This window comes from Sphingomonas sp. S-NIH.Pt3_0716 (assembly GCF_003950715.1).
Classification (GTDB): domain Bacteria; phylum Pseudomonadota; class Alphaproteobacteria; order Sphingomonadales; family Sphingomonadaceae; genus Sphingobium; species Sphingobium yanoikuyae_A.
In genome coordinates, this window is record NZ_QLJK01000008.1 from 35,953 (window position 1) to 62,425 (window position 26,473).

The following is a 26,473-nucleotide window of genomic DNA, read 5'->3' on the forward strand; positions in this document are numbered from 1 at the left end:
GCCTCACTCCTGTGTCGCGCGCGCCGCGGCGATCCGGGCGCGCACCTGATCGGGCGCCGTGCCGCCATGGCTCTTGCGGCTGGCGACCGACGCATCGACCGTCAATACCGCATAGATGCGATCGTCGATACGCGCATCAATGGCCTTGAGCGTGTCGAGCGGCAGGTCGGCCAGCTGCACGCCGGCTTCCTCCGCCGCCGCCACCGCACGCCCGGTGATATGATGCGCCTCGCGGAAGGGAATGTCGCCCTCGCGCACCAGCCAGTCGGCCAGGTCCGTCGCGGTCGCGAAACCGCTCTCGGCCAGCCCGCGCATCCGGTCGGTGCGGAACGTCACCGTCTCGATCATCCCGGTCATCGCCGCGATCGACAGGCCCAGCAGGTCATGCGCCTCGAACACCGGCGGCTTGTCGTCCTGCATGTCCTTGGAATAGGCGAGCGGCAGGCCCTTCATCGTCACGCACAGCGCATTCATGCAGCCCATGATCCGGCCGGCATGGCCGCGCACCAGTTCGGCCGCATCGGGATTGCGCTTCTGCGGCATGATCGAGCTGCCGGTCGAATAGGCGTCGGGCAGCTTGACGAAGCCGAAGGGCTGGCTCGCCCAGATGATAAACTCCTCGGCCAGGCGCGACAGGTGCAGCGACGCCTGCGTCGCGGCCATCAGATAGTCGAGCGCGAAGTCGCGGTCCGACACGCTGTCCAGGCTGTTGTCGGTCGGCTTGGCAAAGCCCAGCGCCGCCGCCGTGGCATGGCGATCGATCGGGAAGCCGGTGCCGGCCAGCGCGGCGGCGCCCAGCGGGCATTCGTCCAGCCGCACGCGCGCATCGGCAAAGCGGCTGCGGTCGCGGCGGACCATTTCATAATAGGCCATCAGATGATGGCCCAGCGTCACCGGCTGCGCCGACTGGAGATGGGTGAAGCCCGGCATCACCGCATCGACATGCTCCTCGGCGCAGGCGAGCAGCGCCTGCTGCAACCCGGCCAGGCCCGCCATCACTTCATCCATGGCGTCGCGGACCCACAGGCGGAAATCGGTCGCCACCTGGTCGTTGCGGCTGCGCGCGGTGTGCAGGCGGCCGGCGGCCGGGCCGATCAGTTCGGCCAGCCGCGACTCCGTGACCATGTGGATATCTTCCAGGTCCAGATTGACCGGAACGCCATTGGCTTCATATTCCGCCGCGATCCGGTTCAGCCCCTCGGTGATCGCCTGCGCATCCTCGCCATCGACGATGCCCTGCTTGGCCAGCATCGCGACATGCGCCTTGGACCCGGCGATATCCTGTTTCCACAAGCGCTTGTCGAAGGGGATGGAGGCATTTATCTCACGCATGATCGATGCCGGGCCGGCCGCGAACCGGCCACCCCACATGCTGTTGGAGCCTGCTTCCATGATATCGTCCTTGCGCTCGGTAATGACACTGCTCCTGCTGGCTGGGCTGGCGGCATGCGATAGGCAATCCCCGCCCGCGGGGCAAGCCAATGCGAGCGCCAGCGGCGAGGTGACAGGCGACGAGGTGCAACCCGCTGCCGGCGGCAGCGCCAAGGGCGAATTCAACTACACGATCGACCGCAGCAAGGCGGGCACGCCCGCGCCGACCTTCGCGTTCGAAAATCCGCAGGGTGGCACGACGACCCTGCAGGACTTTGCCGGCCGCCCGCTGCTGGTCAATCTCTGGGCGACCTGGTGCGCACCCTGCGTCGCGGAGATGCCGACGCTCGACGCCCTCGCCGCGCAAAGTGACAGCGAAGGTGACAGGAGCCTGGTCGTTTTGACGATCTCGCAGGACGTGCAGGGCCAGGCCGCGATCAAGCCCTTCTTCGCCAAGCACAAGCTGCCCCACCTCAAGGGCTGGACCGATCCCGAGAACAAGCTGGGCCTTGGCTATGCCACCGGCGTCCTGCCCACCACCGTCCTTTATGATGCCAAGGGCAAGGAAGTCGCCCGCGTCGTCGGCGCGATGGACTGGACCGGCGCAGAGGCCCGCAAGCTCATCGCCATGGCCAAGGGCGAATGAGGCACAAGTAAATCAACAACGAACCAGGATCAAAAATCCGCCATGCCAGTTGATTGCAAAATGCACATGAAAAATGCAAAATTGAACATTGCGACATTGATGCAACAAAAAATATGCTGCAGAGTTCAGTCGCTGAAATATGCGTGAAATATGTCACTTTTACTTAAATTTTGTGCGGCGCAATAGAGGATAGTCCGCAGATCGTTCGTCCCTCCGAGTGTCAAGATAATGACAATATCAGGGGGCATAGAATGAAGAGACTTTCCGCGCTCAAGCTTTCTCTCGTGATTGCGACATCCTGGTCGGCCTGCGCCATGGCGCAGGAAGCACCGCAGGAACCGCAGGCCGATGAAGGTGCAGCCATCATCGTTACCGGCACCCGTGCCGTCGGCATGTCGGCCGCCGAAGCTGCCGCACCCGTTCAGGTGCTCAGCGAAGAAGCCATCGCCCATGTCGGCCAGCCGAACCTCAACCAGGCGCTGACCCAGATCGTTCCCAGCTTCACCGCCCAGACCCAGGGCACCGACATGTCGAGCTTCTCGCTGTCGGCCCGTCTGCGCGGCCTGAGCCCGAACCACACGCTGCTGCTGGTCAATGGCAAGCGTCGCCACGGCTCGGCCATTCTTCAGGTCGCCACCGGCCCGTTCGGCGGCTCCGCCGCGCCCAGCCTCGACCTCATTCCGCCTGATGCCGTCGAACGCATCGAAATCCTGCAGGAAGGCGCCGCCGCCGTTTACGGCACCGACGCGATCGCCGGCGTCATCAACCTGATCCTGAAGGACGATACCGAAGGCGGCAGCTTCAAGATCACCGGCGGCCAGAATTACGACAGCGAAGGCGAAACCTTCTCGGTCTCGGGCAATGTCGGCTTCAAGCTGGGCGAGGATGGCTATTTCAACCTCAGCGGTTTCCACCGTCGCCAGGACTACACCACCACCGGCACCGGCCAGGTTCAGGTGACGCAGCTCGACGGTTCGTTGCAGCCCAACGCTCCCGCGCAATGGTCGAACCTGACCGGCGACGCGCTGGCGGGCATCAACGGCGGCCAGCCCAAGACCTATCTGACCGAATTCTTCTACAATATGGGCTATGATTTCGGCGGCGTCGAACTCTACAGCTTCGGTAACTATGCCCGCCGCATCGGCTATGCCAAGCAGGGTTATCGCCACCCCAAGCGCGTCTGCTACGAAAGCGGCAATCTGGGCGGCAGCGTCACCACGGCGGCTTATGATCCCAGCATCTGCTATGGCAATACCGGCGTCGTCGGCATGGTCCCGCTGCAGCATGTGACCGAGGACGAATATAGCTTCACCGTCGGCGCCAAGGGCGAATTTGGCGGCGGCTGGAACTATGACCTGTCGACCACCTATGGCCATGACAAGAACGAGATCTGGACCGAGAATTCGGCCCATCGCGAAGTCTGGCAGGAAACCTATGCCCAGTATCTGAACGGTTCGGGCGTCCTGCCCAACACGCCGGACTCGGCCTATGACGGCGGCTTCCGCCTGAGCCAGACCACGGTCACGGCCGACATCCGCAAGGAATTCGATCTTGGCCTGGCCGATCCGCTGACCTTCGCCTTCGGTGGCGAATATCGCCGCGACACCTACACCATCGTCGCGGGCGACTATTATTCCACCTACAAGACCGGCGTTCAGTCCTTCCCCGGCTACAAGGAAAGCGACGCGGGCGACTGGAACCGCAGCGCCAAGGCCGGCTACATCAACGTCATCGTCAACCCGGTCGAAAAATGGACCGTCGACCTTGCCGGCCGTTACGAAGATTATTCCGACTTCGGCGACACGCTGATCGGCAAGGCCACCACCCGCTTCGACTTCAGCGATGCGGTCGCCATCCGTGGCACCGTCAGCACCGGCTTCCGTGCGCCGACGCTGGCCGAACAGCATTATTCGACCGTGGCCGTCGGCCCGACCAGCGCCGTTGCGGTGCTGCCGGCCGGTTCGCCTGCGGCGACCCTGCTGGGCTTCTCCGCGCTGAAGCCGGAAAAGTCGACCAACTTCTCGGGCGGCTTCGTCTTCCGTCCGATCCCCAAGCTCGCGGTCACGCTTGATGGCTATCTCATCAAGATCAAGGATCGCATCGCCCTGACCGCGGCCCGTTATGCCGTCCAGGGCGGCGTTGCGACGGCGGAAGCCCCGGCAATCATCTCGGCGCTGCAGGCAGCTGGCGTGGTGTTTGACGCGGCGCTGCCGAACATCGGTGCGCAGAGCTTCACCAACGGCATCGACACCCGCACCTGGGGCATCGACTTCTCGGCCGCCTATCCGGTGGCCCTGGACTTCGGCAGCCTGAACCTGTCGGTCTCGGCCAACTACAACAAGACGAAGATCACCAAGAACAAGATTCCGACGGTCTTCAGCAACATCTCTGAAAGCTATGTCGAAGACGCTTCGCCCGACTACAAGGTCGTGCTGGGCGCCCTGTTCAAGAGCGGCGCCTTCACGGTCAATCTGCGCGAGACCTTCTATGGCAAGACCAGCGTGCTGGTGCAGCCGGGCGTGTCGAGCGCTTCGCTGATCGCCGCCGGCCTGCCGACCATCTATGAAGCGAAGGTCAAGCCGACCGGCATCACCGATCTGGAAGTCAGCTATGCGTTCAACGACGCCATGACCTTCTCGCTCGGTGCGAACAACCTGTTCGACAAGATCCCGGAAACGCCGGCCCTGCTGAAGGGCGTGACGATCCCGGCGGGCACGTCGCCCTATATCAACGGGTCGACCACCTATAACAGCCCCTATGGCTTTGGCCCCTACGGCACCTCGGGCGGCTATTATTACGCGCGTATCGACTTCAAGTTCTGATAGGCTAGAACTGAAGGGCCGGTCTCCCAGGAGACCGGCCCTTTTGCTTTGTCAGCGTCCTGAAGCCGGTCGGCACGACCGGCGGCTCGCAGGACGCGGCAACAATGATAGGGATGTGGATCGATGCCTCGATCCCCATCAGGGGGAAGCGAAAACCATGACCGACCGTCCGGATACTCTCAGCCGCCGCATGCTGATGCGCGGTGCCATGGGCGCGGCGGCAATAGCCGGTGCGGCCCCCGCCCTCGCCCAGCGCGACCGCAAGGTGGCGATGAGCGATGATCCGGGGGCGATGGTCGCGACCCTCACCGACGGCATCTTCATCAACAGCAACGAAAATCCGCTCGGCCCCGCGCCCGCCGCGCTGCAGGCGCTGTCCGGGCTCGATCCGCTCGCCGGCCGCTATGGCATGGCCTTCGCCTCGAAGCTCGAAAGCCTGTTCGCCCGCCAGAACGGCCTGTCGCCCGACCAGGTCCAGGTCCATCCCGGCTCCTTCATGCCATTGCGCTCGGTCGCGCTGACCTACTCGTCGAAAACCCGCCCGATCGCCTATTTCGAGCCGACCTTCGACCAGGGGTTCCTGGGCAAGGGCAACCAGCCGGTCACCCGCGCCGTCGCCCTGCCGCTGGCCGGCGATTTCACCGCCGACGTCCGCAAGCTGCTCGCCGCCGCGCCCGATGCCGGCGTCTATTATCTCTGCAACCCCAACAACCCGACCGGCCTGCCGATCCCGCGCGCCGACATCGAATGGCTGCTCGCCAACAAGCCGGCCGGCTCCGTCCTGCTCGTCGACGAGGCCTATATTCATTATAGCGATGCGCAAAGCTGCCTCGACCTGGTGGCCAAGGGCGCGGACGTGCTGGTCACCCGCACCTTCTCGAAAATCTACGGCCTTGCCGGCCTGCGCTGCGGCCTGATCGCCGGGCGCAAGGATCTGCTCGACGGCATGGCCGACTATGGCGTCAACATCACGCCGATGCCCGCCGTGGTCGCGGCCGAGGCCAGCCTGCTCGACCCGACCCTGCTGCCCCAGCGCAAGGCCTATAACAAGGCGGTGCGCGACGATCTCTTCGCCTGGCTCGGCGCGCGCGGCCTCAAATATCTGCCCTCGCAGACCAGCTTCGCGATGATCCATGTCGGTCGCCCCGGCGCCGATGTCACCGCCGCGCTCGCCAAGGAGAAGATCTTCATCGGCGGCCCACGCAAGCATATGGACGACTGGGTCCGCGTCTCCTTCGGCACGCCGGCGGAAATGCAGGCCTTCAAGACCGCGCTCGCCCGGATCATGGCATGAGCCTCAGCCGGCGCCAGGCGCTGGGCGCAGCGCTTGCCGTGCCACTGGCGGCACAGGCCGCCCGCGCCGTCGCCGCACCGCCATCGCTCCCCGACAAGGCCAGCTTTGCAGCCACCCCGGTCGCCTATCTCGACAGCGCCTCCACCCATCCGGTGAGTCTGGGCGCCAAGGCCGCCGCCGACGCCTATCTCGCCGGCCGCACGCTCGATCCCGCCGCCGCCGCGCGCAAGCCGGTCGATCGCGCCGCGCTGATCGCGAAATTCGCTGCATTGATGGGCGCCGATGCGGACGAGATCACCTGGGTCCAGTCCACCACCATGGGCGAGCAGGCGGTGCTGCGCGCGCTCGGCTTGCCAAAGGAGGGCGGCCGCGTCGTCACCGACACGCTCCATTTCTACGCCGCCTTCCCCATGTATCAGGAAATGGCGAAACAGGGCGTCGATGTCGCCTGGGTGCAGGCGCGCGAGGGCCGCATCGCGCCCGAGGACATGGCCCGCGCCATCACGCCCGGAACCAAGCTGGTCAGCCTCTCGGCCGTCTCCACCTATAATGGCTTCCAGCATGACCTGAAGGCGATCAGCGCGATGGCGCACAAGGTCGGCGCGCTGGTCTATGCCGACATCATCCATGCCGCCGGCGCGGTGCCGATCGACCTGCATGACAGCGGCGTCGATTTCGCCGCCTGCGCCACCTATAAATGGCTGATGGGCGATTTTGGCCTGGGCTTCCTCTATGTCCGGCGCGGCGTCGCGGACCGGCTGCCCCGCACCGAATATGGCTATTATGGCTTTGCCGCGCCCGGTGCACCGCCCGGCATCGGGCTTTCACCGCCCCAGACCCATGTCTTCCCGCTCGATCCGCCCGGCGATGCGCCGACCAGCTATGTCGCCCGCCCCGGCGCGCTCGGCCATTTCGGCACCGGCACCTATGCCCAGGCGATCAGCGCCATGCTCGATCATTCGATCAGCTATATCTCGACCCTCACCGTCCCGGCGATCCAGGCCCATGCCCAGCAATTGATCGGCCAGTTGCGCGACGAGCTGCCGCGCAAGGGCTATCGCCTCATCACCCCGCCGGGCACGACCAGCCCGCTGCTGAGCTGCGTCCTGCCCAATGCGAAGGGCCTGCTCACTGAGCCGCTGGCACGGGCGCAGGTGCGCCTATCCGTTCACGACAATTATTTCCGCATCTCGCCATCGGTGTTCAACGATGACAGGGATGTCGAACGGCTGATCGCCGCCCTGCCCCGCGTCTGATCCTTTTCGGAGCCCTATGATGAAAAAGCTGCTCGCCCCCGCCCTTCTCGCCGCCCTGATGATCGCCGCCCCCGCCGCCGCGCAGAAGCCGCTGCCCGCCAAGCTGCCCTTCTCGCCCGCGATCCGGGTCGGCGACATGCTCTACATGTCGGGACAGATCGGTCAGGTGCCCGACGGCATGGACCCGCACAAGGAAGGGTTCGATGCGGCAGTGAAGAATGCGATGGATTCGATCGGCAAGATCCTCAAGGACAATGGCCTCGACTTCGGCCATGTCGTCAAATGCACGGTGATGCTGGACGACATGGCCGACTGGCCGCGCTTCAACACCACCTATGTCAGCTATTTCGAGGGCAAGCGCCTGCCCACTCGCAGCGCCTTCGGTGCCGACGGCCTGGCTCTCGGCGCCCCGCTCGAAGTGGAATGCCTGGCCTCGTTCAAATAGGTCAGCCGGGCCTCGCCTGGACCGTCGCGGGCAGGCGAGCCTCCCGTCTTTCCTACACGCGCTTTTCCTGATCTATCCTGACGGATGGACCAGCCCCTCCCCAATCCGCCCGTCCCCGAAACCCGGCGCCCCCGCCGCCAATGGACGCCCGATCGTCAGCGCCGCTTCCTCGCCGCGCTGCTCGAGACCGGCAATATCAGCCATGCCGCGCAGATGGTCGGCATGTCCCGCTCCAGCGCGCACCGGCTGCGCGATCGGCTGGCCGGCACCGGCTTCGACCGTAGCTGGGCCAGCGCGCTGGCGCTTCACGCCGCCCGCCGGGCCGATCCGCTCGCGCCGATCCGTCCGCACAAGGGACCGATCGGCCGATAAATGTCGCGTCCCTGTCGCCTGGCTGTCGCGTCACTGTCGCTTCGGTGTCGCTTCGGCGTGACCTCAGCGTCGCTTCCGTGTCGCGTCGCAGGCGCGTTTCCGCCGAAATCGCCCGGAAATCGCGACGCACGACACTGTGAACTTTCAACTGTCGCGTCGTTTCAGCCCCTTCCCTTCCCCCGCTTCGATCCCCATAGAGATCAGCCATGACCGACCAGCCTGCGCAAGCCGCCATCGAGATCCGCGACCTGACCAAGGTCTATAAGGGCGGCAAGCGCGCGCTCGACGGGATCAACCTCACCATCCCGCGTGGCCAGATCTATGGCCTGCTCGGCCCCAATGGCGCGGGCAAGTCGACGACGATCAACATCCTCGCCGGCCTCGTCAACAAGACCAGCGGCTCGGCCAGCATCTGGGGCTTCGACATCGACGCCAATCCGCGCAATGCGAAGAACAGCATCGGCATCGTGCCGCAGGAGATCGTCTTCGATCCCTTCTTCACGCCGTTCGAGACGCTGGAGAACCAGGCCGGCTATTATGGCGTGCCCAAGGACAGGCGCCGCTCGATGGAACTGCTGCGCGCGGTCCATCTGGAGGACAAGGCCAATGCCTATGCCCGCACCCTGTCGGGCGGCATGAAGCGCCGGCTGCTGGTCGCCAAGGCGATGGTCCATTCGCCGCCGATCCTGGTGCTGGACGAACCCACCGCCGGCGTCGACGTGCAGCTGCGCCAGCAGCTCTGGGCCTATGTGAAGGAACTGAACGCCATGGGGGTGACGATCGTCCTCACCACCCATTATCTCGAAGAGGCCGAGGAACTGTGCGACCGCATCGGCATCATCAACCATGGCCGGGTCATCACCGACAAGCCGACCCGCGAGCTGATCGCGATGGCGCAGGAAAAGGTGGTGCAGGTGACGGTCGACCGCGACATCACCGCCCCGCCGAGCGACCCCAGCTTCGAGAAGGTCGAGCTGACCGACGAGCGCACCCTCACCATCACCTATATGAAGAACCGCGCCAATGCGGGCCAGGTGCTGAGCGCAGTGCAGGCCGGCGGCCTCGCCATCGTCGACGTGGTGACCCGTGATCCCGACCTGGAGGATGTCTTCCTCAACCTGACGGCAGCGGCCTGAAGAAGCCCCGTTCGGTTCGAGCCTGTCGAGAACCGTTGCGCAGGGTTCTCGACAGGCTCGAACCGAACGGGATAGGGCAAAAGCCCGGAGAGTGAATATATATGCCCACCATCACCCATGACGTCGTCATCATCGGTTCCGGCGCGGCCGGGCTGACAGCCGCCATCAACCTCGCGCAGGACCGCAAGGTGGTGGTGCTGGCCAAGGGCGCGCTGGATGGCGGATCGACCAACTGGGCGCAGGGCGGCATTGCCGCGGTACTCGACGCGGGTGACAGTTTTGCGGCCCATGTCCATGACACGATGGTCGCGGGCGCCGGCCTCAACGATCAGGACACGGTCGAGTTCGTCGTGTCCGAAGCCCCCGCCGCGATCGAGCGGCTGGCCGCACTGGGCGTGCCCTTCAATCCCAATGAAGAGGGGGATGGCGACGAGTTTGGCGAACGCTGGCATTTGACGCGCGAGGGCGGCCACAGCCATCGCCGCATCGTCCATGTCGACGACGCCACCGGCCATGCCGTGCAGGTCGCATTGCTCAAGGCCGCGCGCGCCAATCCCAACATCACCCTGATGGAGGATATGGTCGCGGTCGACCTCATCACCTCGCGCCATGGCGAACGCTATTCGGGCGACGGCCATGTCTGGGGCGTCTATGCCTTTAACAAGCAGACCGGCCATGTCGACACGATCCTCGGCCGCGCGACCATCCTCTGCACCGGCGGCGCGGGCCGCACCTATCTCTTCTCCACCGCGCCGCGTGGCGCGACCGGCGACGGTATCGCCATGGCCTGGCGCGCGGGCTGCCGCGTGTCGAACATGGAGATGAACCAGTTCCACCCGACCTGCCTCTATAATCTGGAGGTCAAGAATTTCCTGATTACCGAGGCGGTGCGCGGCGAAGGCGGCCACCTCAAGCTCCCGCCCGGCGTGCCCGGCGGTGGCGAGCGTTTCATGCCCCGTTTCGATCCCCGCGCCGAACTGGCGCCGCGCGACGTGGTGGCGCGCGCGATCGACCATGAGATCAAGCGGCTTGGCCTCGACTATGTCCATCTCGACATCAGCCACAAGCCGCCCGAGTTCGTGAAGCAGCATTTCCCGACCATCTATGCCCGGCTGCTCGATCTCGATATCGACATCACCAAGGAACCGATCCCGGTCGTCCCGGCGCAGCATTATACCTGTGGCGGCGTCATCATCGACCTGGACGGTCGCACCGACCTGCCCGGCCTCTATGCCGCGGGCGAAGTGACCGAAAGCGGTCTGCACGGCGCCAATCGCCTCGCCTCCAACTCGCTGCTCGAATGTTTCGTCTTCGGCGAGGCGGCGGCCAAACATATCCGCGCCCATTGGGACGAACTGCCCGCCCCGCCGCCAATCCGGCCGTGGGACGAAAGCCGCGTCACCAATGGCGACGAAGAGGTCATCGTCCAGCATAACTGGAAGGAAATCCGCCGCTTCATGTGGGACTATGTCGGCATCGTCCGCACCACCAAGCGGCTGGAGCGCGCCCAGCATCGCATCGACCTGCTGTCGAAGGAAGTCGATGAATATTACGGCAATTTCCGAGTCACGCCGGACCTGATCGAGCTGCGCAACCTGCTGGAAGTCGCGCGGCTGGTGGTCCGCTCGGCGCTCCATCGCAAGGAAAGCCGGGGCCTGCACTACACGCTCGACTATCCCGAGACGCTGGCGCAAGCCGTCGACACGGTGCTGGCGCCCTGACCCAAAAAAAGAGGCGCGGCCGGGCAGCCGCGCCTTTGAAGGGAGGAGGAGCAAACGCCAGGGGCGTCGTCTCGCCGACCAAATTAGCGCCGATCCAGACCGGCGCTTTGATCGAGGTCAAACGCCTTTGAGGAAATTGCCGAGCGCCGCGTTGAACCGGGTCGGCTGGTCGGCCATCACGACATGGCCGCTCGGCCCGATCGGCAGCAGCTTCGCGTCCTTCTTGGCCGCATAGGCAGCCCGGAAGCGCCGGGTGATCTCGACCGACTGGGCCTGGTCCGTGCCGACGGCATAGACCACCGACATCGGCACCCCGATCCGGCCGAGCTGGGGACCAAGATCGGTATTGGCCAGGTCACGCAGCGCGGTAGCGATCACCTCCGGATTGCTGCCCTCCGCCCCCGGCGCCTGCGCGACGATCTGGGCGAGGTAACGGCGCCCGGCCGCCGTGCCGGTGAAATATTGGCTGAGCTGGTCGGCCAGATAGCCCATGCCATTGGCGGTGCCGCCGACCATCGCCGCGCCGGCGGGCAGCATGTCGACCACCATCACCCGGCTGGCGAGGCCTTTTAGGCCCTGCATCATCGCCAGCGTGCCGCCCATGCTGTGCCCGACCACCGCCGGCCGCCGCAGTCCCGCGGCAGCGATGTAGCGGGCAATCTCGTCCGCCACCGGCTGCACCACCGGCCCGCTGCCATTGGCGTCGGCGGCCAGTCCAGCAAAGCCGCGGACATGGACCAGATGCCAGCGATAGCCCGGCATCTGTCCCGTCACGCCGTTCCAGATGCCCGGACCGCTGGCAAGACCGGGGATCAGCAGCACGTCCCGGCCGCTGCCGCGCACCGTCACCATGATCCGGCGCGAGGCAAAATCCGCCGCCAGTGCCGGCATCGCCCATCCCGCCGCCAGTGCGCCCGCGCCGCAGAGCAGGCTGCGTCGATCCATCAGTCCGTCCGTCATCCGCTCCCTATTGCCGCCCCGCCGCTGAACCGCAACTGAGCGCCGTTCCGCCGTTCAGACTCCTTACATCGCAATTGTGGAATCATTCGTCGCATCGTCCTTGCCTACAATGCGGGTCGCCGCGCCTTGTAACGGCTTGAAGTGCGGGGTTAGTGATGAGTTCGAATGATAGCAGGCGCGTCTCGTCGCGCCTTGTGCTTGCGGTGGTTGCCTTGTCCGCCTGCGTCGGCGCGCCACCCCAGCCGGGTGCCCAGGCCAGCAGCGCGCGACCGAATAATCCGCCGCGCCAGACGGTGCAGCCCACGACCAACACATGGCCGATCAAGCAGGTCGCCAATCCCCCCGCCCCGTTCAAGGATATCGACCAGCGCGAGCAGCCCTCGCCCGCACTCGTCAGCGTGATCCAGAATCTGGGTCAGAGCTTCCGCGGCAAGGTCGGCATCGCGGTGCGCCGGGTCGGGGCGGACTGGACCGTCGCCTATAATGGCAATGCCCTGTTTCCACAGCAGAGCGTGTCGAAGCTGTGGGTGTCGATGACCTTCCTGGACGCGGTCGATCGCGGCAAGATTCGTCTCGCCGATTCGACCACCATCACGAAGAAGGATCTGACCCTGTTCCACCAGCCGAGCGCGGCGATGGTGGGATCGGGCGGCTGGACCACCACCTATTCCGACCTGATGCGCCGCGCGATGACGCAGAGCGACAATACTGCCAACGACACGCTTCTGCGCGCGGTCGGCGGGCCGGACGCGGTGCGCGGCTATCTGGCGCGCCGCCACATCGCCAATATCCGCTTTGGTCCGGGCGAACGGCTGCTGCAATCGACCACCGCCGGCCTCGACTGGCGACAGGATTATTCGATCGGCCGCAATTTCTACGCCGCCCGCGCCGCGCTGCCGATGTCGGTGCGGCAGAAGGCGCTCGACAATTATCTCGCCAGCCCGCCCGATGGCGCCGCGCCGGCGTCGATCGTGCAGGCGCTGGCCAAGCTCAAGGAAGGCGACATGCTCTCTTCCGCATCGGCCCGCGTGCTGATGAACTTCATGGAGGAAGCCAAGACCGGGCCGCAACGGATCAAGGGCGGCGTCCCCCATAGCTGGACCTATATGCACAAGACCGGCACCGGGCAGGATCTGCCGCCGCGATCGACCGGCTATAATGATGTCGGCATCATGACCGCGCCCGACGGCACCAGCTATGCGGTTGCGGTGATGATTGGCAGCACCACCGTGTCGATTCCGGAACGCTGGCAGTTGATGCAGGCCGTCTCGCGCGCTGTGGTTGCCAATCACGAGAAGCGCTAGAGCATTCTGAAGAAAATTAGAGCATCCTCCGATTCACCCTAATCGGAGGATGCTCTAAGGATCAGAAGCGCCTGACCACGCCGACATAGAGTTCTGCATCGGGGCTATCGTGGTTGAGGCCCAGATTGCCTCCGAAGTCGAACTGCATGTCGTCGCCCGCCTGCCAGCCCAGCGACAGGCCGGCCAGCGCCTGGGTGGCATGGCCGTTGGGATCATCGTCGCGCATCAGCGACGCCTCGATCGATCCGGACAGGCTGTCGCTGATGTCGAAGCCCAGCCCGGCGACGCTGCCATAGGCGAGATGCCGGCCATCGCCATCCTCATCGACCGCCGCGTCGACTTCTGGCGTGGCCTGGAGCGTCAGGCCATGGCCCAGATCATAGCTGATCGGCACCAGCATCCCGGCGCCCCAGTCACCCTCGCCGATCGCGTCGCCGCCAGTCGGCAGGCTGGCATAGGGCATGACCGCGATCGAGAAGCCCGAACCATCGGGATTGCGCAGATTCTGCCGCAATGCGACGCGCATGTCGCCGATGCCGCTGTCCTTCTCGACCGCGCCGGTTACCCGATCGCGCGTGCGCACATGGCCAAAGGCGGTCCAGCCCAGTTGCGCTTCCAGGCTGTCGGTCAGGCCGATGCGCAGCAGCGCGTCGCCGAAGTTCACGGTGTCGGTGCGGCTCTCCGCATCCTGTTCGCGGGTCCAGTCGCCCAGCCCCAGTTCGACCTGAACCTTGCCCGGTGCCATGGTGCAAGGCGGGGTATCGAGCCCCGGCCGGTCAGCGCAGAATTCCCGTTCGTCCTGCGCCCAGGCCGCACCACCCTGCGCCGCCATCGCCATCAGGATCGCCGCGCCCCATGCCCGCATCACATGTCCTCCCCTTCCCAATCTGTTTCCAGCGCAACGAAACGGATAGGAAGCGGCAAATATCCCGCGCTGGCCTTTACTGTCCCGCTGCGGCACTAAGTCCCTATGCCGCGCCCCTTTTCCTCGCTGCTCGACCGCGTGACGCCGCGCACCATCGATGAACTGGAATGCGCGCTGTCGGTGCTGGGCGCGATCCTGCTCGCCCATCTGCTCGGCGCCACCCATGTCTCCTGGGCCGCCTTTGCCGGCTATATGGTGATGCGTGGCCATGCCGCCGAAACGCTGGCGCGCGGCGTGCTGCGGATCGTCGGTACGGTCGCGGGCGGGCTGATCGCGCTGGGCAGCGCGCCCTTCATTGTCGGCTACTGGCCCGCCGCCGCCGCGGCGCTGGCGCTGATGGGCACGATCAGCCTCTATGCCGCGATCACCTCGCGCCGTTCCTATGCCTGGCTCTTCTTCGGCCTGACCTATGCGATGGTCGTGCTCGACAAGATCGAGCATCCCGCGATCGCCCTGCCCGAATTCGTCCAGACCCGCGTGCTGGAAACGCTGGCCGGCATCGCCGCCAGCCTGATCGTCAGCCTGGCCTCCACCCTGACCCTGCGCCGCCGCTGGCCGGCCAAGCGCACGCCCGCCGCGACCGGCGCGGGCTGGCACGGGGATTCACTGCGCCACGCGCTGCAGGCCGGCGTGGCGCTGGCGCTGCTGGTGGCGCTCAATGCCTGGATTCCCGTACCCGCGCTGGCGCAGGGCGCGATCATGATCATGGCGGTGATGCTGCTGCCGGTCACCGGCATCGGATCGAGCGGCCTCGCCCCGGTCAGCCAGCGCATCCTGCAACGGATGATCGGCTGCATCGGCGGCGCCCTGTTCGCGGCCTTCTTCCTGGTCGCGGGTGCCGACAATATGGCGCTGCTGCTCGGCGCCACCGCGATCGGCGTGATGCTGGGCCGGCATCTGGAAAATGGCGATCCGACCCATCGCTATGTCGGCACCCAGTTCACCCTGGCGGTGCTGGTGATGCTGGTGCCCGACCGATATGACCAGCTGGTGCTGGAACCGGGCATCGAGCGGCTGATGGCGATCTTCATCGGCATGGCCGTGCTGATGCCGGTGCTGTTGGTCGGCCACATGCTGCGTGGTCGGCGCGCCGACGAAGCGACCGCCCCGTCCAGCGGCGAGAGCGGCGGCGTATAAGCGCCCGGCACTGGAGCGGCGGGCCAATCCCCGCTATCCCCTGCCCCATGTCTCAGCAGAATCATCTCTATCTGGTCGACGGCAGCGGCTATATCTTCCGCGCCTATCACCAGCTTCCGCCGCTCACCAACCAGCATGGCCAGCCGGTCGGCGCGGTCTATGGCTATACCACCATGCTGTGGAAGCTGGCCGAGGAGTTGGGCAAAGCGGAAGGCCCGACCCATCTGGCCGTCGTGCTGGACAAGGGCAGCCACACCTTCCGCAACGACATGTATGACCAGTATAAGGCGAACCGGCCGCCCGCGCCCGAGGATCTGGTACCCCAGTTCCCGATGATCCGCGACGCCACCCGCGCCTTCTCCCTCCCCTGCATCGAGGAAGCCGGGTTCGAGGCGGACGACATCATCGCCAGCTACACCCAGGCCGCCGTGCGCGCCGGCTGGCATGTCACCATCGTCAGTTCCGACAAGGATCTGATGCAGCTGATCCAGCCCGGCGTCGACATGTACGACACGATGAAGAATGAGCGGCGCGGCGCCGACTATGTCATGGGCAAGTTCGGCGTGCTGCCCGAGCAACTGGGCGACGTGCTGGCGCTGATGGGCGACAGCGTCGACAATGTGCCGGGCGTGCCGGGCATCGGCCCCAAGACCGCGGCCAAGCTGATCACCGAATATGGCACGCTGGAAGCAGCGCTGGACGCGGCCCCTTCGATGAAGAAGTCGAAGATGCAGGAAAACCTGATCGCCCACGCCGACATGGCGCGCCTGTCACGCCGGCTGGTCGCGCTGCATGACAGCATGGACCTGCCCGAGCCGCTGGACGACCTGACCTTGAAGGGCATTCCCAAGGAGCCGTTGCAGGCCTTCCTGTCGCATCACGGCTTCAAGACCCTGCTCAACCGCCTGGGCGCGCCGGCCGCCACGGTTGCGGTCGCCAGCGCGGCCGCTGCGACCGGCAGCGCCGACGCACCACCGCCCCCCCCGGTAATCGAGGTCGAGCATCCGCCGATCGACTGCGCCCTTTATGAAACCGTCACCACGGTCGAGGCGCTGCAAGTCTGGATCGACGAAGCCCGCGCGCTCGGCGTGGTCGCGGTCGATACCGAGACCGATGCGCTCGACAGCATGGAATCAGGCCTGGTCGGCATCAGCCTGTCCACTGGCCCCGGCCGCGCCTGCTATATCCCGCTCGCCCATCGCTCCGCGGACGACATGTTCGGCGAAGTGCCGCAGCAGATCGCGCTCGATGACGCGATCCGTTTGCTCAAGCCCCTGCTCGCCGACGATGCGGTGCTCAAGGTCGGCCATAATATCAAATATGACCTCAACGTCCTGGCTCGCGTCGGGCTGGAGGTGACGCCGATCGACGATTCGATGGTGATGAGCTTCGACCTCGACGCCGGCAAGTCGCTGGGCGGCCATGGCATGGACGAGGCGGCGAGCGTCCACCTCAATCACACCTGCATCAGCTTCAAGGAAGTGACTGGCACCGGCAAGAAGGCGATCAGCTTCGCTCATGTGCCGCTCGACAAGGCCACCGCCTATGCCGCCGAGGATGCCGAGGTCACCTGGCGCCTGTGGCACAAGCTGTCGGGCCGCCTGCCGGCCGAGGGCGCGACGCGGGTCTACCAACTGGTCGACCGGCCGCTGATCCCGGTGGTGGCCGGCATGGAGCGGCAGGGCATCAAGGTCGACCGCGAAGCCCTGTCCCGTCTCTCGGGCAGCTTCTCCCAGTCGATCGCTGGCCTCGAAGCCGAGATATACGAACTGGCCGGCCATCCCTTCACCATCGGATCGCCGCAGCAGCTCGGCGTCGTGCTGTTCGATGAAATGGGCCTCAAAGGCGGCAAGAAGGGCAAGAGCGGCACCTACTCCACCGACGTTACCGTGCTGGAGAAGCTCAAGGCCGAAGGCTCGGCCATTTGCGGGCTGGTGCTGGAATGGCGCCAGCTCTCCAAGCTCAAGTCGACCTATACCGACGCGCTGCAGCAGCAGATCAACCGCGACACCGGCCGGGTCCATACCAGCTACTCGCTGACCGGCGCCCAGACCGGCCGCCTGTCCTCGACCGATCCCAACCTGCAGAATATCCCGATCCGCACCGAGATCGGCCGGCAGATCCGCCATGCCTTCGTCGCCGAACCCGGCAATGTCATCCTGGCGGCCGACTATAGCCAGATCGAGCTGCGCCTGGCCGCGCACATGGCCGACGTCCCCGCGCTCAAGGATGCGTTCGAGCAGGGCGAAGATATTCATAACCGCACGGCCATGGAATTGTTCGGCGAGGTCAATCGCGACACGCGCGGCCGCGCCAAGACGATCAACTTCGCGATCCTTTACGGCATTTCGCGCTGGGGCCTGGCCGGCCGGCTGGAAATCAGCGCCGACGAGGCGCAGGACATGATCAGCCGCTATTATGAGCGCTTCCCCGGCATCAGCGTCTATATCAACGAGACACTGGAGAAAGCGCGCGCCAACGGCTTCACCGAAACCCTGTTCGGCCGCAAGACCTGGTTCCCGCGCATCAAGGCACCGGTCCAGCACGAACGGCAGGGCGCCGAACGCGCCGCGATCAACGCGCCGATCCAGGGCACCAGTGCCGACATCATCAAGCGGGCGATGGCGCGCATGGGCCCGGCGCTCGAAGCCGCCGGCCTGCCCCGCGTGCGCATGCTGCTGCAGGTGCATGACGAACTGGTGTTCGAGCTGCCCGAAGGCGATGTCGAGGCGGCGAGCAAAGTGATCCGCCAGGTCATGGAGAGCGCGGCCGAACCGATGGTCAGCCTGTCCGTGCCGCTGGGCGTGGAAATCGGCACCGGCCCAAGCTGGGGCGCGGCGCATTGAAATGGCCATGCCAGCTAGAGATTGGGACTGGGACGATCGTTTAGTCGAACAATGTCGCGCGCTTTTTGAGGACGTGGCATTCCGACACGAACTGGCGATCGAGTGGGACGAAAGTGCGCCTGTCGAACTGGCCTGCTTTTATCGAAAGCAGGCAGGATTGGACTTTCAACTCTGGCTTTCACTTCAAGGCGATGAATTTGTGTGCGGAGGCGATCAATGGTCCGCACATATATTCCCTGCAGATGCCGAGGATAAATGGTTACTCATCACGAAGATTGTTGATGGTCTGATTACGGGGGACGCCAGAGCGGTCCTTTATCACCCTATTGGATGGCGCCGGCCTTACTGGACATCCTTGCAATTGCGGCAAGATGACGAATGGAAAGGCGTTTCGACGGGCATTGGCTGCGCCTTTCCACCCATCGCCCGCAGAACCATAATTCGCAACGGCTATGAATACGAAAGTGGCGGACTGGTGATCTCGTGGGGCGCTTGCGCCGCATTCCTCATATTCCTGTTCGCAATGATCCACTTCCTCAAAAGCTGAGCCATATCTGAATTAAAAAAAGGCCGGCCCCATCGGGACCGGCCTTTTTCTCAATCGAACAACTCTTCCAGAAAGCTCTTCCTGCGTTTCTTGGGATAGCCGCGCCCATCCTGACGATAGTCGCGGTCCGGGCGGTAGCTCATCTGTGGCGCGGCGGGGGCCGGGGCCGACTGAACCGAACGCTCGATGATCTTGTCGAGTTCGCCCCGGTCCAGCCAGTCACCGCGACATTGCGGGCAATAGTCGATTTCCACCCCCTGCCGGTCGCTCATGTGGAGCCCCACATGGCAGACCGGGCAGAGCATGGCCGACACGGTGGCCTGATCCCGCATGCTTATTCGCGCTCGCCGGTCAGGCTCAGCAGCATCTGGAACAGGTTGACGAAGTTGAGGTAGAGCGACAGCGCACCCATCACCTGCATCTTCTGCGCCACCTCATGGCCGGCATAGTAGAAATATTCCGACTTGATGCGCTGCACGTCCCAGGCGGTGAGGCCGGTGAAGACCACCACGCCGATGATCGAGATGACCATCGCCATGGCCGACGAGCCGATGAAGATGTTGATCAGGCTGGCGACGACGATGCCGATCAGGCCCATCATCAGGAAGCTGCCCATCTTGGTCAGGTCACGCTGGGTGGTATAGCCCCAGAGCGCCATGGCGAGGAACATCACCGCCGCCGAGAAGAAGGCCTGGGCGATGCTGCCGCCGGTGAAGACCAGGAAGACGCTGCCCAGCGACACACCCATCACCGCCGCGAAGGCGTAGAAGGCAGTGCGCGCGCCAGCCGTCGTCATCTTGTCGATGCGGAAGCTGAAGAAGAAGACAAAGGCCAGCGGCGCGAAGATCGCGACCCACTTCAGCGGCGTGCCGAAGATGGCAGCGGCCAGCACGGGGGTATTGCCGACCAGGGCGGCGACCAGGCCGGTGATGACCAGGCCGATGCCCATATTGCGGAAAACGCCGAGCATGTGCGCGCGCACGCCAGCATCGGTCTGCGCCGTCTGGCTGGCACCATAGCCCGGCATGCGTACGGGATTGTTCACGGCTTCACTCACTCCATCATAAATGTGGTTCGAGTGAGCCCGGTGCGGTCTCCTGCGGCAAAAAGAGGGGGGAATTGCCACAAAACCTGCACCGGGCGCACCCGATGCGGTCCGACATCGCGACCTGGATCAAGGGGGAAGAGATCCATGTCGCCAGAGGGGCCCGGTCCGCACAGCCAATATCGGGTCGCCCGGACGATCGCGCAAGGCGCCACCGCCCAAGCAACAATTTATTACATTTGCCGCGCCGCCCCGACGCTGCGGATGAAGTCCCACACGGCCGATGCGAAGGGCGGCTGCCGCTCGTCCTTCCACTCGTCGATATGGTCGTACATGCGCGTCACCCCCTCCATCATCGCCGGCGTGGCGATGGCGGTGAAGGGCGCGAGCAGCGCCTGCCATTCGTCATAAAAGGCCCCTGCCGCCGCACTTTCCGGGTCGAGCGGCAGCGCCGCCTCGATCCGGGCGGTGAGGTCAGCCCATTGCGCGCTATAGGCCGCCTGATCGAAATCGGCCGGCATCTTCGGCATCGTCTCGGCAAAGTCGGCCTCAGCCCGGGCGCTGATATAGCGGCCACTGACCGCCTTCCATTCTTCTTGCATGGTCATGCTTTCTCCACTGCGGATCAGCGAGCAAAGGGTCGCGGCATCGAGCGGCTCGCCACGGTCGATGCGGGACAAGGCGATTTCCAGATGGCTGCGCGCCTGCGCCAGTTCCTGCGCCTGCGCGTCGATCGCCGCGACCTGCGCGCGCAGCAGCGCGCCAAGGTCGATCGGCCGGCCGTCGAACAAAGTCTTGATCTGGGCAAGGCTCAGCCCCGCCCGCTTGAGCGCCAGCAATTCGTGCAGTCGCGCCAGTTCGGCCGGGCCGAACAGGCGCCGTCCCGACGCGGTGCGCAGCGGCGCGACCAGCCCGCGCGCCTCATAGAAACGCAGCGCCCGGCTGGTGAGGCCTGTGGCGCGGGCGACGGCGGCAATATCCAATATATCGGTCATGCCCCTTGCTACCGCTTGACCCAAGGTCAAGTTCAAGCGCTTTTTTGCGGTGCCCGCCCCGTTGACGATCGCGCCGTCTCGCGACATGGCTGGCGCCATGAGCCAAGACCAGCATAGCGACGCGCCCCTGCGCCTGTTCAACAGCCTGACCCGGACGATCGAGCCGTTCGCGCCGATCGAGCCCAACCATGCGCGCGTCTATAGCTGCGGTCCGACCGTCTATAATTATGCCCATATCGGCAATCTGCGCGCCTATGTGTTCGTCGACACGCTGCGCCGCACCCTGCTGTGGAAGGGGCTGGACGTCACCCAGATCATCAACATCACCGATGTCGGCCATCTGACGTCGGATGCCGACGCCGGCGACGACAAGATGGAGGCCGCCGCCCGCGCCAGCGCCAAGAGCATCTGGGACATCGCGGCTCATTACACCGAAGCATTCAAGGCCAATATCGCCGACCTCAACATCATGGCGCCCAGCGAATGGACGGTCGCGACCGACTATGTGCCGCAGATGATCGAATTTGCGCAGAAAATCGCCGACGCGCATTGCTACGAACTGGAGAGCGGCCTCTATTTCGACAGCAGCACCGTGCCCAATTATGGCGCGCTGGCCGGCGGTCGCGACGATGCTGCCCATGCCCGCATCGACCCGGTGGCGGGCAAGCGCAACCCGAGCGACTTCGCCATCTGGCGCAAGTCGCCGCCGGGCGAGCAGCGCCAGATGGAATGGGACAGCCCCTGGGGCAAGGGCGCGCCGGGCTGGCACCTGGAATGCTCGGTGATGTCGCAGGCGCGCCTCGGCCAGCCGTTCGACATCCATACCGGCGGCATCGACCATCGCGAGATTCATCATCCCAACGAAATCGCCCAGAACCAGGCCTATTGCGGCTGCACCGATGCCCAGCCCGATTTCACCGGCGCGCGCTGGTGGATGCACAATAATTTCCTGGTCGACCGGCAGGGCAAGATGTCGAAGTCGAAGGGCGGCTTCACCACCCTGTTCAGCCTGGTCGATGCCGGCGTGCATCCGATCGCCTATCGCCTGCTGTGCCTGGGCGCCCATTATCGCAGCGAACTGGAGTTCAGCGCCGATAATCTCGCCGCCGCGCTGACCCGCCTCAAGCGGCTGGTCATGGGCGTCGAGGGGCTGAAAAGCCGGGCCGAGGGCATCACCTGGCAGTCAGTGACGCTCGATTATCTGCGTGCCAATCTCCACCCCAAGCTGGTGCCGCTGCTGGAGCAGTTCGACGCCGCGATCGCCGACGACCTGATGACGCCGCGCACGCTACCGCTGCTGGAGGAAGCGATCAGCATGAAGAAGGTGCCGGTCGACGAGAAGCTGTGCCTGATCGCCGCGTTCGACCAGGCGCTGGGCCTGCGCCTGCTCGACCTCACCCGCGCCGAGTTGCGGGTGCAGCCCAAGGATGCGCAGATCACGCCCGAGGAGATCGAGGCCGAACTGGAACGGCGCACCGCCGCCCGCGCCGAAAAGGATTTCGCCCTGTCGGACGAGATACGCGACGCGCTGATCGCGCGCGGGGTCGAGGTGATGGACGGCGATCCGCTGCGCTGGGACTGGCGCCTGACGCTGGCCTGATGGCTTGACGCCGTCCTGGGTTCGACCCAAGACGGTATCGGGTCGAGAAAAGTGGGGCGCATCATGCTGTTTTCCGCGCGCGCGGGCGCGTTTCTGCTGGCCTTGGCCGGCCCCGCGCTGCTGCCCGCTGCCGCCGCACCGCCGCCTGCCTTCCGCACCGACGATCCGCGCTATGCCCGGCTCTACGCGCTGGAGGACAAGGCCGATGCGCTGTTCGAGAGCGATGATTATGCCCTGTCCATGTCGCAGAAGACGCGCGACGCCTGGACAGCGCTCGAAACGGCGGCATCCCACAGCAAGGTGCAGGGCCAGGCCCATCCGCTGGCGGGCGTCGCGCTCATCAACCTGTCGTCGATGGACCAGATCGACGGCCGCAACCCCGACGCGCTCGCTCATGCAGACCGCGGCCTTGCCCTGCTGTCGCCCTTCCGCGACGCCTATCCGATCTACTGGATGCAGGGCCTGTCGATCAAAGGCTATGTCCAGGTCACGCTGAACCAGATCGGCGCCGGGGTCGAGACGCTGGCCGAAGCGAGCCGCTATATCGACGGCTATTTCGCCCGCACCGATCCCAAGGCGCTAGATGAATCGGCGATGATGCTGAAGTCCAACATCGCCTTTGCCCATGCCCAGGCGCTGTCCCGCCTCGGCCGCAACAGCGAGGCGGTCGAGGCACAGCGCCGCAGCATGGAGGCGCGGGTCGCCGCCAGCGGCCAGAACAGCGCGGACGCGGTCGGCGCCTATTATATGTATGCGCAGATGCTCTCGCGCGCGGATCGCGATGCCGAGGCGGAAATCTATGCCCGTCTGGCGGTGGATACCGCGACCGACCATGTCGATCGCAAGCATCCCAATTATGCCCGCGCGCTCGAAGCGCTCGGCCTGCTGCTCTCGCGCACCGGGCGGCGCAACGAAAGCCTCGCCTATCTGGAGCGATCGATCGCGATCAAGCGCGAGACCAGCGGCACGAAGAGCCTGGCCTTTGACTTCGCGCTGCAGAATCTCGGCAATCTGCTGCTGCCGCTGGAACGGTATGACGAGGCGGAGCCGCTGTTCCTGGAGGCCGAGCGCGGCTTTCGCGACATCGAAGGTGACACCAGTCCGCAATCCGCACGCGCACTGGCCTTTGCCGGCGTCGCCGCCTTTGCCCAGGGACGCAGGGATGAAGCGATCGGCCGGCTACAGACTGCATTGGCGCGTGGCCGCACCGGCAGCGCCGAGGATCGCGACATGGGGCAGCGCGTCTATCCCTTTCTGATCCCGGCGCTGATCCAGGCCGGTCGGATGGACGAGGCGCGCGCCGCCGCCGCCGATTTCGACCGGGAGACCCGCCAACTCGACAATCTGCCCGGCTTCGCCATCGCCAATGCCGGCATGCTGTCCGCCTGGGCCAATGGCGGCGACAGCGTCGATGCGGCCTGCCGGCTGATCGCGCTGCTGCGCACCAGCCTCAGTCTGCAGGAGGACGGCGCCCTGACCGAGGATCAGCGCGCCGCGCTGGACAGCGTGCTGGCGATCGCGACACAGGCGCGCGATGCCGGGCTGGCGATGGACGCGATGGCGCTGCTTGCCGGATCGGGCATCGTCCAGGCCAATCATCTGGTCGCGCAGCGGATGGTGGACGACCCCGCACTGGGCAACCGGGTCCGCGCGCTGCAGGACCGGACCCGCGCGCTGCAAGCCGCCGACAGCCTGTTGCTGCAGGCGCTCGCCCGCGACGAAGGCGTCGCGGCTGCGCGCGCCAATCGCGCGACCCTGGCAAAAGAGGTCAATGCCGACCGCACCGCCATCGCCCATGACTTCCCCCGATGGCTGGAGGCGCGCGGCGGCGCCCTGCCCGACCTGGCATCGCTGCGCGCCAATCTGGCGGCGGACGAGGCGCTGCTGGCGGTGACGCCTGCCTTTGACGGCGTCTATATCCTGGCCGTCAGCCGCGAACGGACCGCCATCATCCGGGCACAGGAGACGCGCGCCGATCTGGTCGGCCGGATCGCGCGCTTGCGCGCATCGCTGAGCGCCACCGGCTTCGACCAGGAAGGCGCCCATATCCTCTACACCCAGATCTTCACGCCCGATGTCCAAGCCGCACTCGGCAGGGCGCCGCGCCTGCGGGTCGTGCCGACCGGCGCTTTCGCTGCCCTGCCCTTTGCCATGCTGCCGCAAAAGCCGGTGCAGCATGTCGACCGCAACACACCCTGGCTGATCCGGCGCTATGCGCTGCGGATCGACAGCGGCTTCCGCCCCGTCGTGCCGCAAAAGCTGGCGGCGCAGGATGACCGGATGCTGGGCATCGGCGCGCCCCTGCCCTTTTCGCAGGAGACACAGGCGATCGCCCTCAAGCAGCGCGGCGGCGGCGCGGCCACGCTGGCGCAATTGCCGCCCCTGCCCGGATCGGCCGAGGAATTGCGATCGGTTGCGCGCTATTTCGGCCCCGATCATACCCGGTTGCTGATCGGCGCGAATGCCAGCGAGGCGATCCTGCGCACCAGCGACCTGCGCCCCTATTCGGTCATGCTGTTCGCCACCCACGGGCTGGTCGGCGGCCAGATGGAGGGGCTGGATGAGCCGGCCTTGCTGCTTTCGCCACCGGACATCGATTCCGGCAATGACGGGCTGCTGACCGCATCGGAAGTGGCGCAGATGCGGATCGGCGCCGATTGGGTGATCCTGTCCGCGTGCAACACCGCCGCCGGCAGCAGCGCCCAGGCCCAGACCTATTCCGGCCTAGCCCAGGCGTTCCGTTATGCCGGCGCCGGCGCCCTGCTGGTGTCGCACTGGCCGGTGCGGGACGATGCCGGCACCTTCATCACGGTCGAGACGGTCAAGGCCAACCGGCGCGGCGCCTATCGCGGCGTGGCGTTGCAACGGGCGATGCTGAAGCTGATCCGGTCCGGCAAGCCGGACGCGGTGCAGCCCTATGTCTGGGCGCCCTTCATCCTCGTGGGGCAATAGCCGCTTGCGGATCGACCCGGTTGGCGAGCGGACGACCGGCGGCGAAATCGCTGATATTGGCCATCGTCGTCTCGGCAATGCTCGCCAGCGCCTCTTCGGTCAGGAATGCCTGATGCCCGGTGACCAGCACATTGGGGAAGGTCAGCAGTCGTTGGAACAGATCATCCTCGATAATCTCGTTGGACAGATCCTCGAAGAACAGGTCGGCCTCCTGCTCATAGACGTCGAGCGCGACACCGCCGATCTTGCGCGACTTGAGCCCCGCCACCAGCGCCTGCGTATCGATCAGCGCGCCGCGGCTGGTATTGACGATCACCAGTCCATCGCGCGCCCGGCCGATCGCGTCGGCATTGATGATATGGCGCGTATCCGGGGTGAGCGGGCAATGGAGCGACACGATGTCGACCTGTTCCAGCAGGTCGCGTGGCGGCACGTAGCGCACGCCCATCGCCAGCAGCTCGGGATCTTCCGCCACATCGCTCGCCAGCACCTCGCAGCCAAAGCCTAGTTTCAGCGTGCGGGCGACCAGCGCGCCGATCCGCCCGGTGCCGATCACCCCCGCCACCCGGCCATGGAGGTTGCGGCCGATCAGCCCGTCGAGCGCAAAATTATTTTCCCGCACCCGCGCCCAGGCGCGATGGATGCGCCGGTCGAGCGCCATCAGCAGCGCGACGGTGAATTCCGCAACCGCATGGGGCGAATAGGCCGGCACCCGCACAACCGTCAGCCCCAGGTCCGCCGCCGCGACCAGATCGACATTATTATAGCCGGCACAGCGCAGCGCGATCAGCCGCGTGCCGCCGGCCGCCAGCTTGGCCAGCACGGCCGCGTCCAGCCGGTCGTTGACGAACACGCAGACCGCCTCGAACCCTTCGCCCAGGCTCGCGGTATCCGCGTCCAGACGGGGTTCCAGGAAATGCAGTTCATGTCCCTGATTGGCGGCCGACAGGAAATGCCGGTCATAGCCCTTGGTGCCGAAGATCGCGATGCGCATGGCGCCATAGTGCCCGCCCGCCCGCCATCGTCAAGCCGCGGCATATACTGAGCCAGTCCGTTTCACATGTCGGCCAGTCCGGTTGGACAGGCTATCGCAAAGACG

General features: G+C 65.6%; 21 protein-coding genes. 14 read left to right on the forward strand and 7 right to left on the reverse strand.

Going from position 1 to position 26,473, the window contains the following annotated elements; all coding sequences use genetic code 11:
• Positions 1-3: 3 nt before the first annotated feature.
• Entirely contained in the window at positions 4-1,371 is a 1,368-nt protein-coding gene (gene argH / locus BRX37_RS08150) for an argininosuccinate lyase (RefSeq protein WP_125986424.1), read from the reverse strand.
• 43 nt (positions 1,372-1,414) lie between these two features.
• Here argH and BRX37_RS08155 point away from each other — a divergent pair, with 43 nt between their 5' ends.
• The 8 genes from BRX37_RS08155 to nadB all read left to right on the forward strand — a co-directional run bounded on the left by BRX37_RS08155 (position 1,415) and on the right by nadB (position 11,063).
• The gene (locus BRX37_RS08155) at positions 1,415-2,017 is read left to right on the forward strand and encodes a TlpA family protein disulfide reductase (RefSeq protein WP_125986240.1); all 603 of its coding nucleotides are present in this window, start codon (positions 1,415-1,417) and stop codon (positions 2,015-2,017) included.
• A gap of 251 nt (positions 2,018-2,268) precedes the next feature.
• Positions 2,269-4,839, forward strand: coding sequence for a TonB-dependent receptor plug domain-containing protein (locus tag BRX37_RS08160; RefSeq protein WP_097384275.1), 2,571 nt, complete (start codon positions 2,269-2,271; stop codon positions 4,837-4,839).
• A gap of 157 nt (positions 4,840-4,996) precedes the next feature.
• A complete protein-coding gene (locus tag BRX37_RS08165; protein WP_125986242.1) occupies positions 4,997-6,133 on the forward strand; it encodes an aminotransferase class I/II-fold pyridoxal phosphate-dependent enzyme in 1,137 nt (378 codons plus the stop codon).
• Positions 6,130-7,389, forward strand: coding sequence for an aminotransferase class V-fold PLP-dependent enzyme (locus BRX37_RS08170; RefSeq protein ID WP_125986244.1), 1,260 nt, complete (start codon positions 6,130-6,132; stop codon positions 7,387-7,389). Before BRX37_RS08165 ends, BRX37_RS08170 begins: the two co-directional genes overlap by 4 nt.
• Before the next feature lie 19 nt (positions 7,390-7,408).
• On the forward strand, positions 7,409-7,834 hold the full coding sequence (locus tag BRX37_RS08175; RefSeq protein ID WP_125986426.1) for a RidA family protein: 426 nt from the start codon (positions 7,409-7,411) through the stop codon (positions 7,832-7,834).
• Between the two features lie 84 nt (positions 7,835-7,918).
• Positions 7,919-8,206, forward strand: a complete 288-nt coding sequence (locus BRX37_RS08180) for a terminase small subunit (protein ID WP_125986246.1) — start codon at positions 7,919-7,921, stop codon at positions 8,204-8,206.
• A 206-nt stretch (positions 8,207-8,412) separates the two neighbouring features.
• Positions 8,413-9,342: an ABC transporter ATP-binding protein gene (locus tag BRX37_RS08185; RefSeq protein WP_004208122.1), complete on the forward strand. Its 930-nt coding sequence runs from the start codon at positions 8,413-8,415 to the stop codon at positions 9,340-9,342.
• A 101-nt stretch (positions 9,343-9,443) separates the two neighbouring features.
• Positions 9,444-11,063 (forward strand): L-aspartate oxidase, encoded by a 1,620-nt coding sequence (gene nadB, locus BRX37_RS08190; protein ID WP_125986248.1) that lies wholly within the window; start codon positions 9,444-9,446, stop codon positions 11,061-11,063.
• Between the two features lie 117 nt (positions 11,064-11,180).
• Here the strand turns inward: nadB and BRX37_RS08195 are convergent, their stop codons facing one another.
• Positions 11,181-12,023, reverse strand: coding sequence for an alpha/beta fold hydrolase (locus tag BRX37_RS08195; protein WP_125986250.1), 843 nt, complete (start codon positions 12,021-12,023; stop codon positions 11,181-11,183).
• A gap of 155 nt (positions 12,024-12,178) precedes the next feature.
• Here BRX37_RS08195 and BRX37_RS08200 point away from each other — a divergent pair, with 155 nt between their 5' ends.
• Entirely contained in the window at positions 12,179-13,327 is a 1,149-nt protein-coding gene (locus BRX37_RS08200) for a serine hydrolase (protein WP_037517655.1), read from the forward strand.
• A 61-nt stretch (positions 13,328-13,388) separates the two neighbouring features.
• On the opposite strand, the gene BRX37_RS08205 is transcribed toward BRX37_RS08200, so the two are convergent.
• Entirely contained in the window at positions 13,389-14,192 is an 804-nt protein-coding gene (locus BRX37_RS08205) for a transporter (protein WP_125986428.1), read from the reverse strand.
• Positions 14,193-14,297: 105 nt separating this feature from the next.
• Between BRX37_RS08205 and BRX37_RS08210 the strand changes: the two genes are divergently transcribed.
• From BRX37_RS08210 to BRX37_RS08220, 3 genes are read left to right on the forward strand one after another with little or no spacing between them, the layout of a single operon-like run.
• On the forward strand, positions 14,298-15,389 hold the full coding sequence (locus BRX37_RS08210; RefSeq protein ID WP_125986252.1) for an FUSC family protein: 1,092 nt from the start codon (positions 14,298-14,300) through the stop codon (positions 15,387-15,389).
• 47 nt (positions 15,390-15,436) lie between these two features.
• Entirely contained in the window at positions 15,437-18,235 is a 2,799-nt protein-coding gene (gene polA / locus BRX37_RS08215) for a DNA polymerase I (RefSeq protein WP_125986254.1), read from the forward strand.
• Between the two features lies 1 nt (position 18,236).
• Positions 18,237-18,782, forward strand: coding sequence for a hypothetical protein (locus BRX37_RS08220; RefSeq protein WP_125986256.1), 546 nt, complete (start codon positions 18,237-18,239; stop codon positions 18,780-18,782).
• Between the two features lie 50 nt (positions 18,783-18,832).
• Here BRX37_RS08220 and BRX37_RS08225 read toward each other — a convergent pair whose 3' ends face one another.
• From BRX37_RS08225 to BRX37_RS08235, 3 genes are all read right to left on the reverse strand, one after another.
• On the reverse strand, positions 18,833-19,114 hold the full coding sequence (locus BRX37_RS08225; RefSeq protein ID WP_125986258.1) for a TFIIB-type zinc ribbon-containing protein: 282 nt from the start codon (positions 19,112-19,114) through the stop codon (positions 18,833-18,835).
• 2 nt (positions 19,115-19,116) lie between these two features.
• Positions 19,117-19,809 (reverse strand): Bax inhibitor-1/YccA family protein, encoded by a 693-nt coding sequence (locus tag BRX37_RS08230; RefSeq protein WP_125986430.1) that lies wholly within the window; start codon positions 19,807-19,809, stop codon positions 19,117-19,119.
• Positions 19,810-20,060: 251 nt separating this feature from the next.
• Entirely contained in the window at positions 20,061-20,822 is a 762-nt protein-coding gene (locus tag BRX37_RS08235) for a MerR family transcriptional regulator (protein WP_125986260.1), read from the reverse strand.
• A gap of 97 nt (positions 20,823-20,919) precedes the next feature.
• On the opposite strand from BRX37_RS08235, the gene cysS reads away from it, so the two are divergent.
• Positions 20,920-22,422: a cysteine--tRNA ligase gene (cysS, locus tag BRX37_RS08240; RefSeq protein WP_486056454.1), complete on the forward strand. Its 1,503-nt coding sequence runs from the start codon at positions 20,920-20,922 to the stop codon at positions 22,420-22,422.
• A gap of 63 nt (positions 22,423-22,485) precedes the next feature.
• Positions 22,486-25,374, forward strand: coding sequence for a CHAT domain-containing protein (locus BRX37_RS08245; RefSeq protein WP_125986262.1), 2,889 nt, complete (start codon positions 22,486-22,488; stop codon positions 25,372-25,374).
• Here BRX37_RS08245 and BRX37_RS08250 read toward each other — a convergent pair.
• A complete protein-coding gene (locus tag BRX37_RS08250; RefSeq protein WP_125986264.1) occupies positions 25,355-26,368 on the reverse strand; it encodes a 2-hydroxyacid dehydrogenase in 1,014 nt (337 codons plus the stop codon). The two genes, BRX37_RS08245 and BRX37_RS08250, sit on opposite strands and share 20 nt — an antisense overlap.
• Positions 26,369-26,473: the final 105 nt, after the last annotated feature.

Excerpts from the sequence above, each read along its gene's own strand:
- BRX37_RS08155 (WP_125986240.1), top strand. The coding sequence starts at position 1,415 with ATGACACTGCTCCTGCTGGCTGGGCTGGCGGCATGCGATAGGCAATCC.
- BRX37_RS08165 (WP_125986242.1), top strand. The coding sequence starts at position 4,997 with ATGACCGACCGTCCGGATACTCTCAGCCGCCGCATGCTGATGCGCGGT.
- BRX37_RS08195 (WP_125986250.1), bottom strand. The coding sequence starts at position 12,023 with ATGACGGACGGACTGATGGATCGACGCAGCCTGCTCTGCGGCGCGGGC.
- polA (WP_125986254.1), top strand. The coding sequence starts at position 15,437 with ATGTCTCAGCAGAATCATCTCTATCTGGTCGACGGCAGCGGCTATATC.
- BRX37_RS08180 (WP_125986246.1), top strand. The coding sequence starts at position 7,919 with ATGGACCAGCCCCTCCCCAATCCGCCCGTCCCCGAAACCCGGCGCCCC.
- BRX37_RS08160 (WP_097384275.1), top strand. The coding sequence starts at position 2,269 with ATGAAGAGACTTTCCGCGCTCAAGCTTTCTCTCGTGATTGCGACATCC.
- BRX37_RS08205 (WP_125986428.1), bottom strand. The coding sequence starts at position 14,192 with ATGCGGGCATGGGGCGCGGCGATCCTGATGGCGATGGCGGCGCAGGGT.
- BRX37_RS08170 (WP_125986244.1), top strand. The coding sequence starts at position 6,130 with ATGAGCCTCAGCCGGCGCCAGGCGCTGGGCGCAGCGCTTGCCGTGCCA.
- nadB (WP_125986248.1), top strand. The coding sequence starts at position 9,444 with ATGCCCACCATCACCCATGACGTCGTCATCATCGGTTCCGGCGCGGCC.
- BRX37_RS08210 (WP_125986252.1), top strand. The coding sequence starts at position 14,298 with ATGCCGCGCCCCTTTTCCTCGCTGCTCGACCGCGTGACGCCGCGCACC.
- BRX37_RS08230 (WP_125986430.1), bottom strand. The coding sequence starts at position 19,809 with ATGCCGGGCTATGGTGCCAGCCAGACGGCGCAGACCGATGCTGGCGTG.
- argH (WP_125986424.1), bottom strand. The coding sequence starts at position 1,371 with ATGTGGGGTGGCCGGTTCGCGGCCGGCCCGGCATCGATCATGCGTGAG.
- BRX37_RS08235 (WP_125986260.1), bottom strand. The coding sequence starts at position 20,822 with ATGACCGATATATTGGATATTGCCGCCGTCGCCCGCGCCACAGGCCTC.
- BRX37_RS08200 (WP_037517655.1), top strand. The coding sequence starts at position 12,179 with ATGAGTTCGAATGATAGCAGGCGCGTCTCGTCGCGCCTTGTGCTTGCG.
- BRX37_RS08250 (WP_125986264.1), bottom strand. The coding sequence starts at position 26,368 with ATGCGCATCGCGATCTTCGGCACCAAGGGCTATGACCGGCATTTCCTG.
- BRX37_RS08175 (WP_125986426.1), top strand. The coding sequence starts at position 7,409 with ATGAAAAAGCTGCTCGCCCCCGCCCTTCTCGCCGCCCTGATGATCGCC.
- BRX37_RS08225 (WP_125986258.1), bottom strand. The coding sequence starts at position 19,114 with ATGCGGGATCAGGCCACCGTGTCGGCCATGCTCTGCCCGGTCTGCCAT.
- BRX37_RS08220 (WP_125986256.1), top strand. The coding sequence starts at position 18,237 with ATGGCCATGCCAGCTAGAGATTGGGACTGGGACGATCGTTTAGTCGAA.
- BRX37_RS08245 (WP_125986262.1), top strand. The coding sequence starts at position 22,486 with ATGCTGTTTTCCGCGCGCGCGGGCGCGTTTCTGCTGGCCTTGGCCGGC.
- cysS (WP_486056454.1), top strand. The coding sequence starts at position 20,920 with ATGAGCCAAGACCAGCATAGCGACGCGCCCCTGCGCCTGTTCAACAGC.
- BRX37_RS08185 (WP_004208122.1), top strand. The coding sequence starts at position 8,413 with ATGACCGACCAGCCTGCGCAAGCCGCCATCGAGATCCGCGACCTGACC.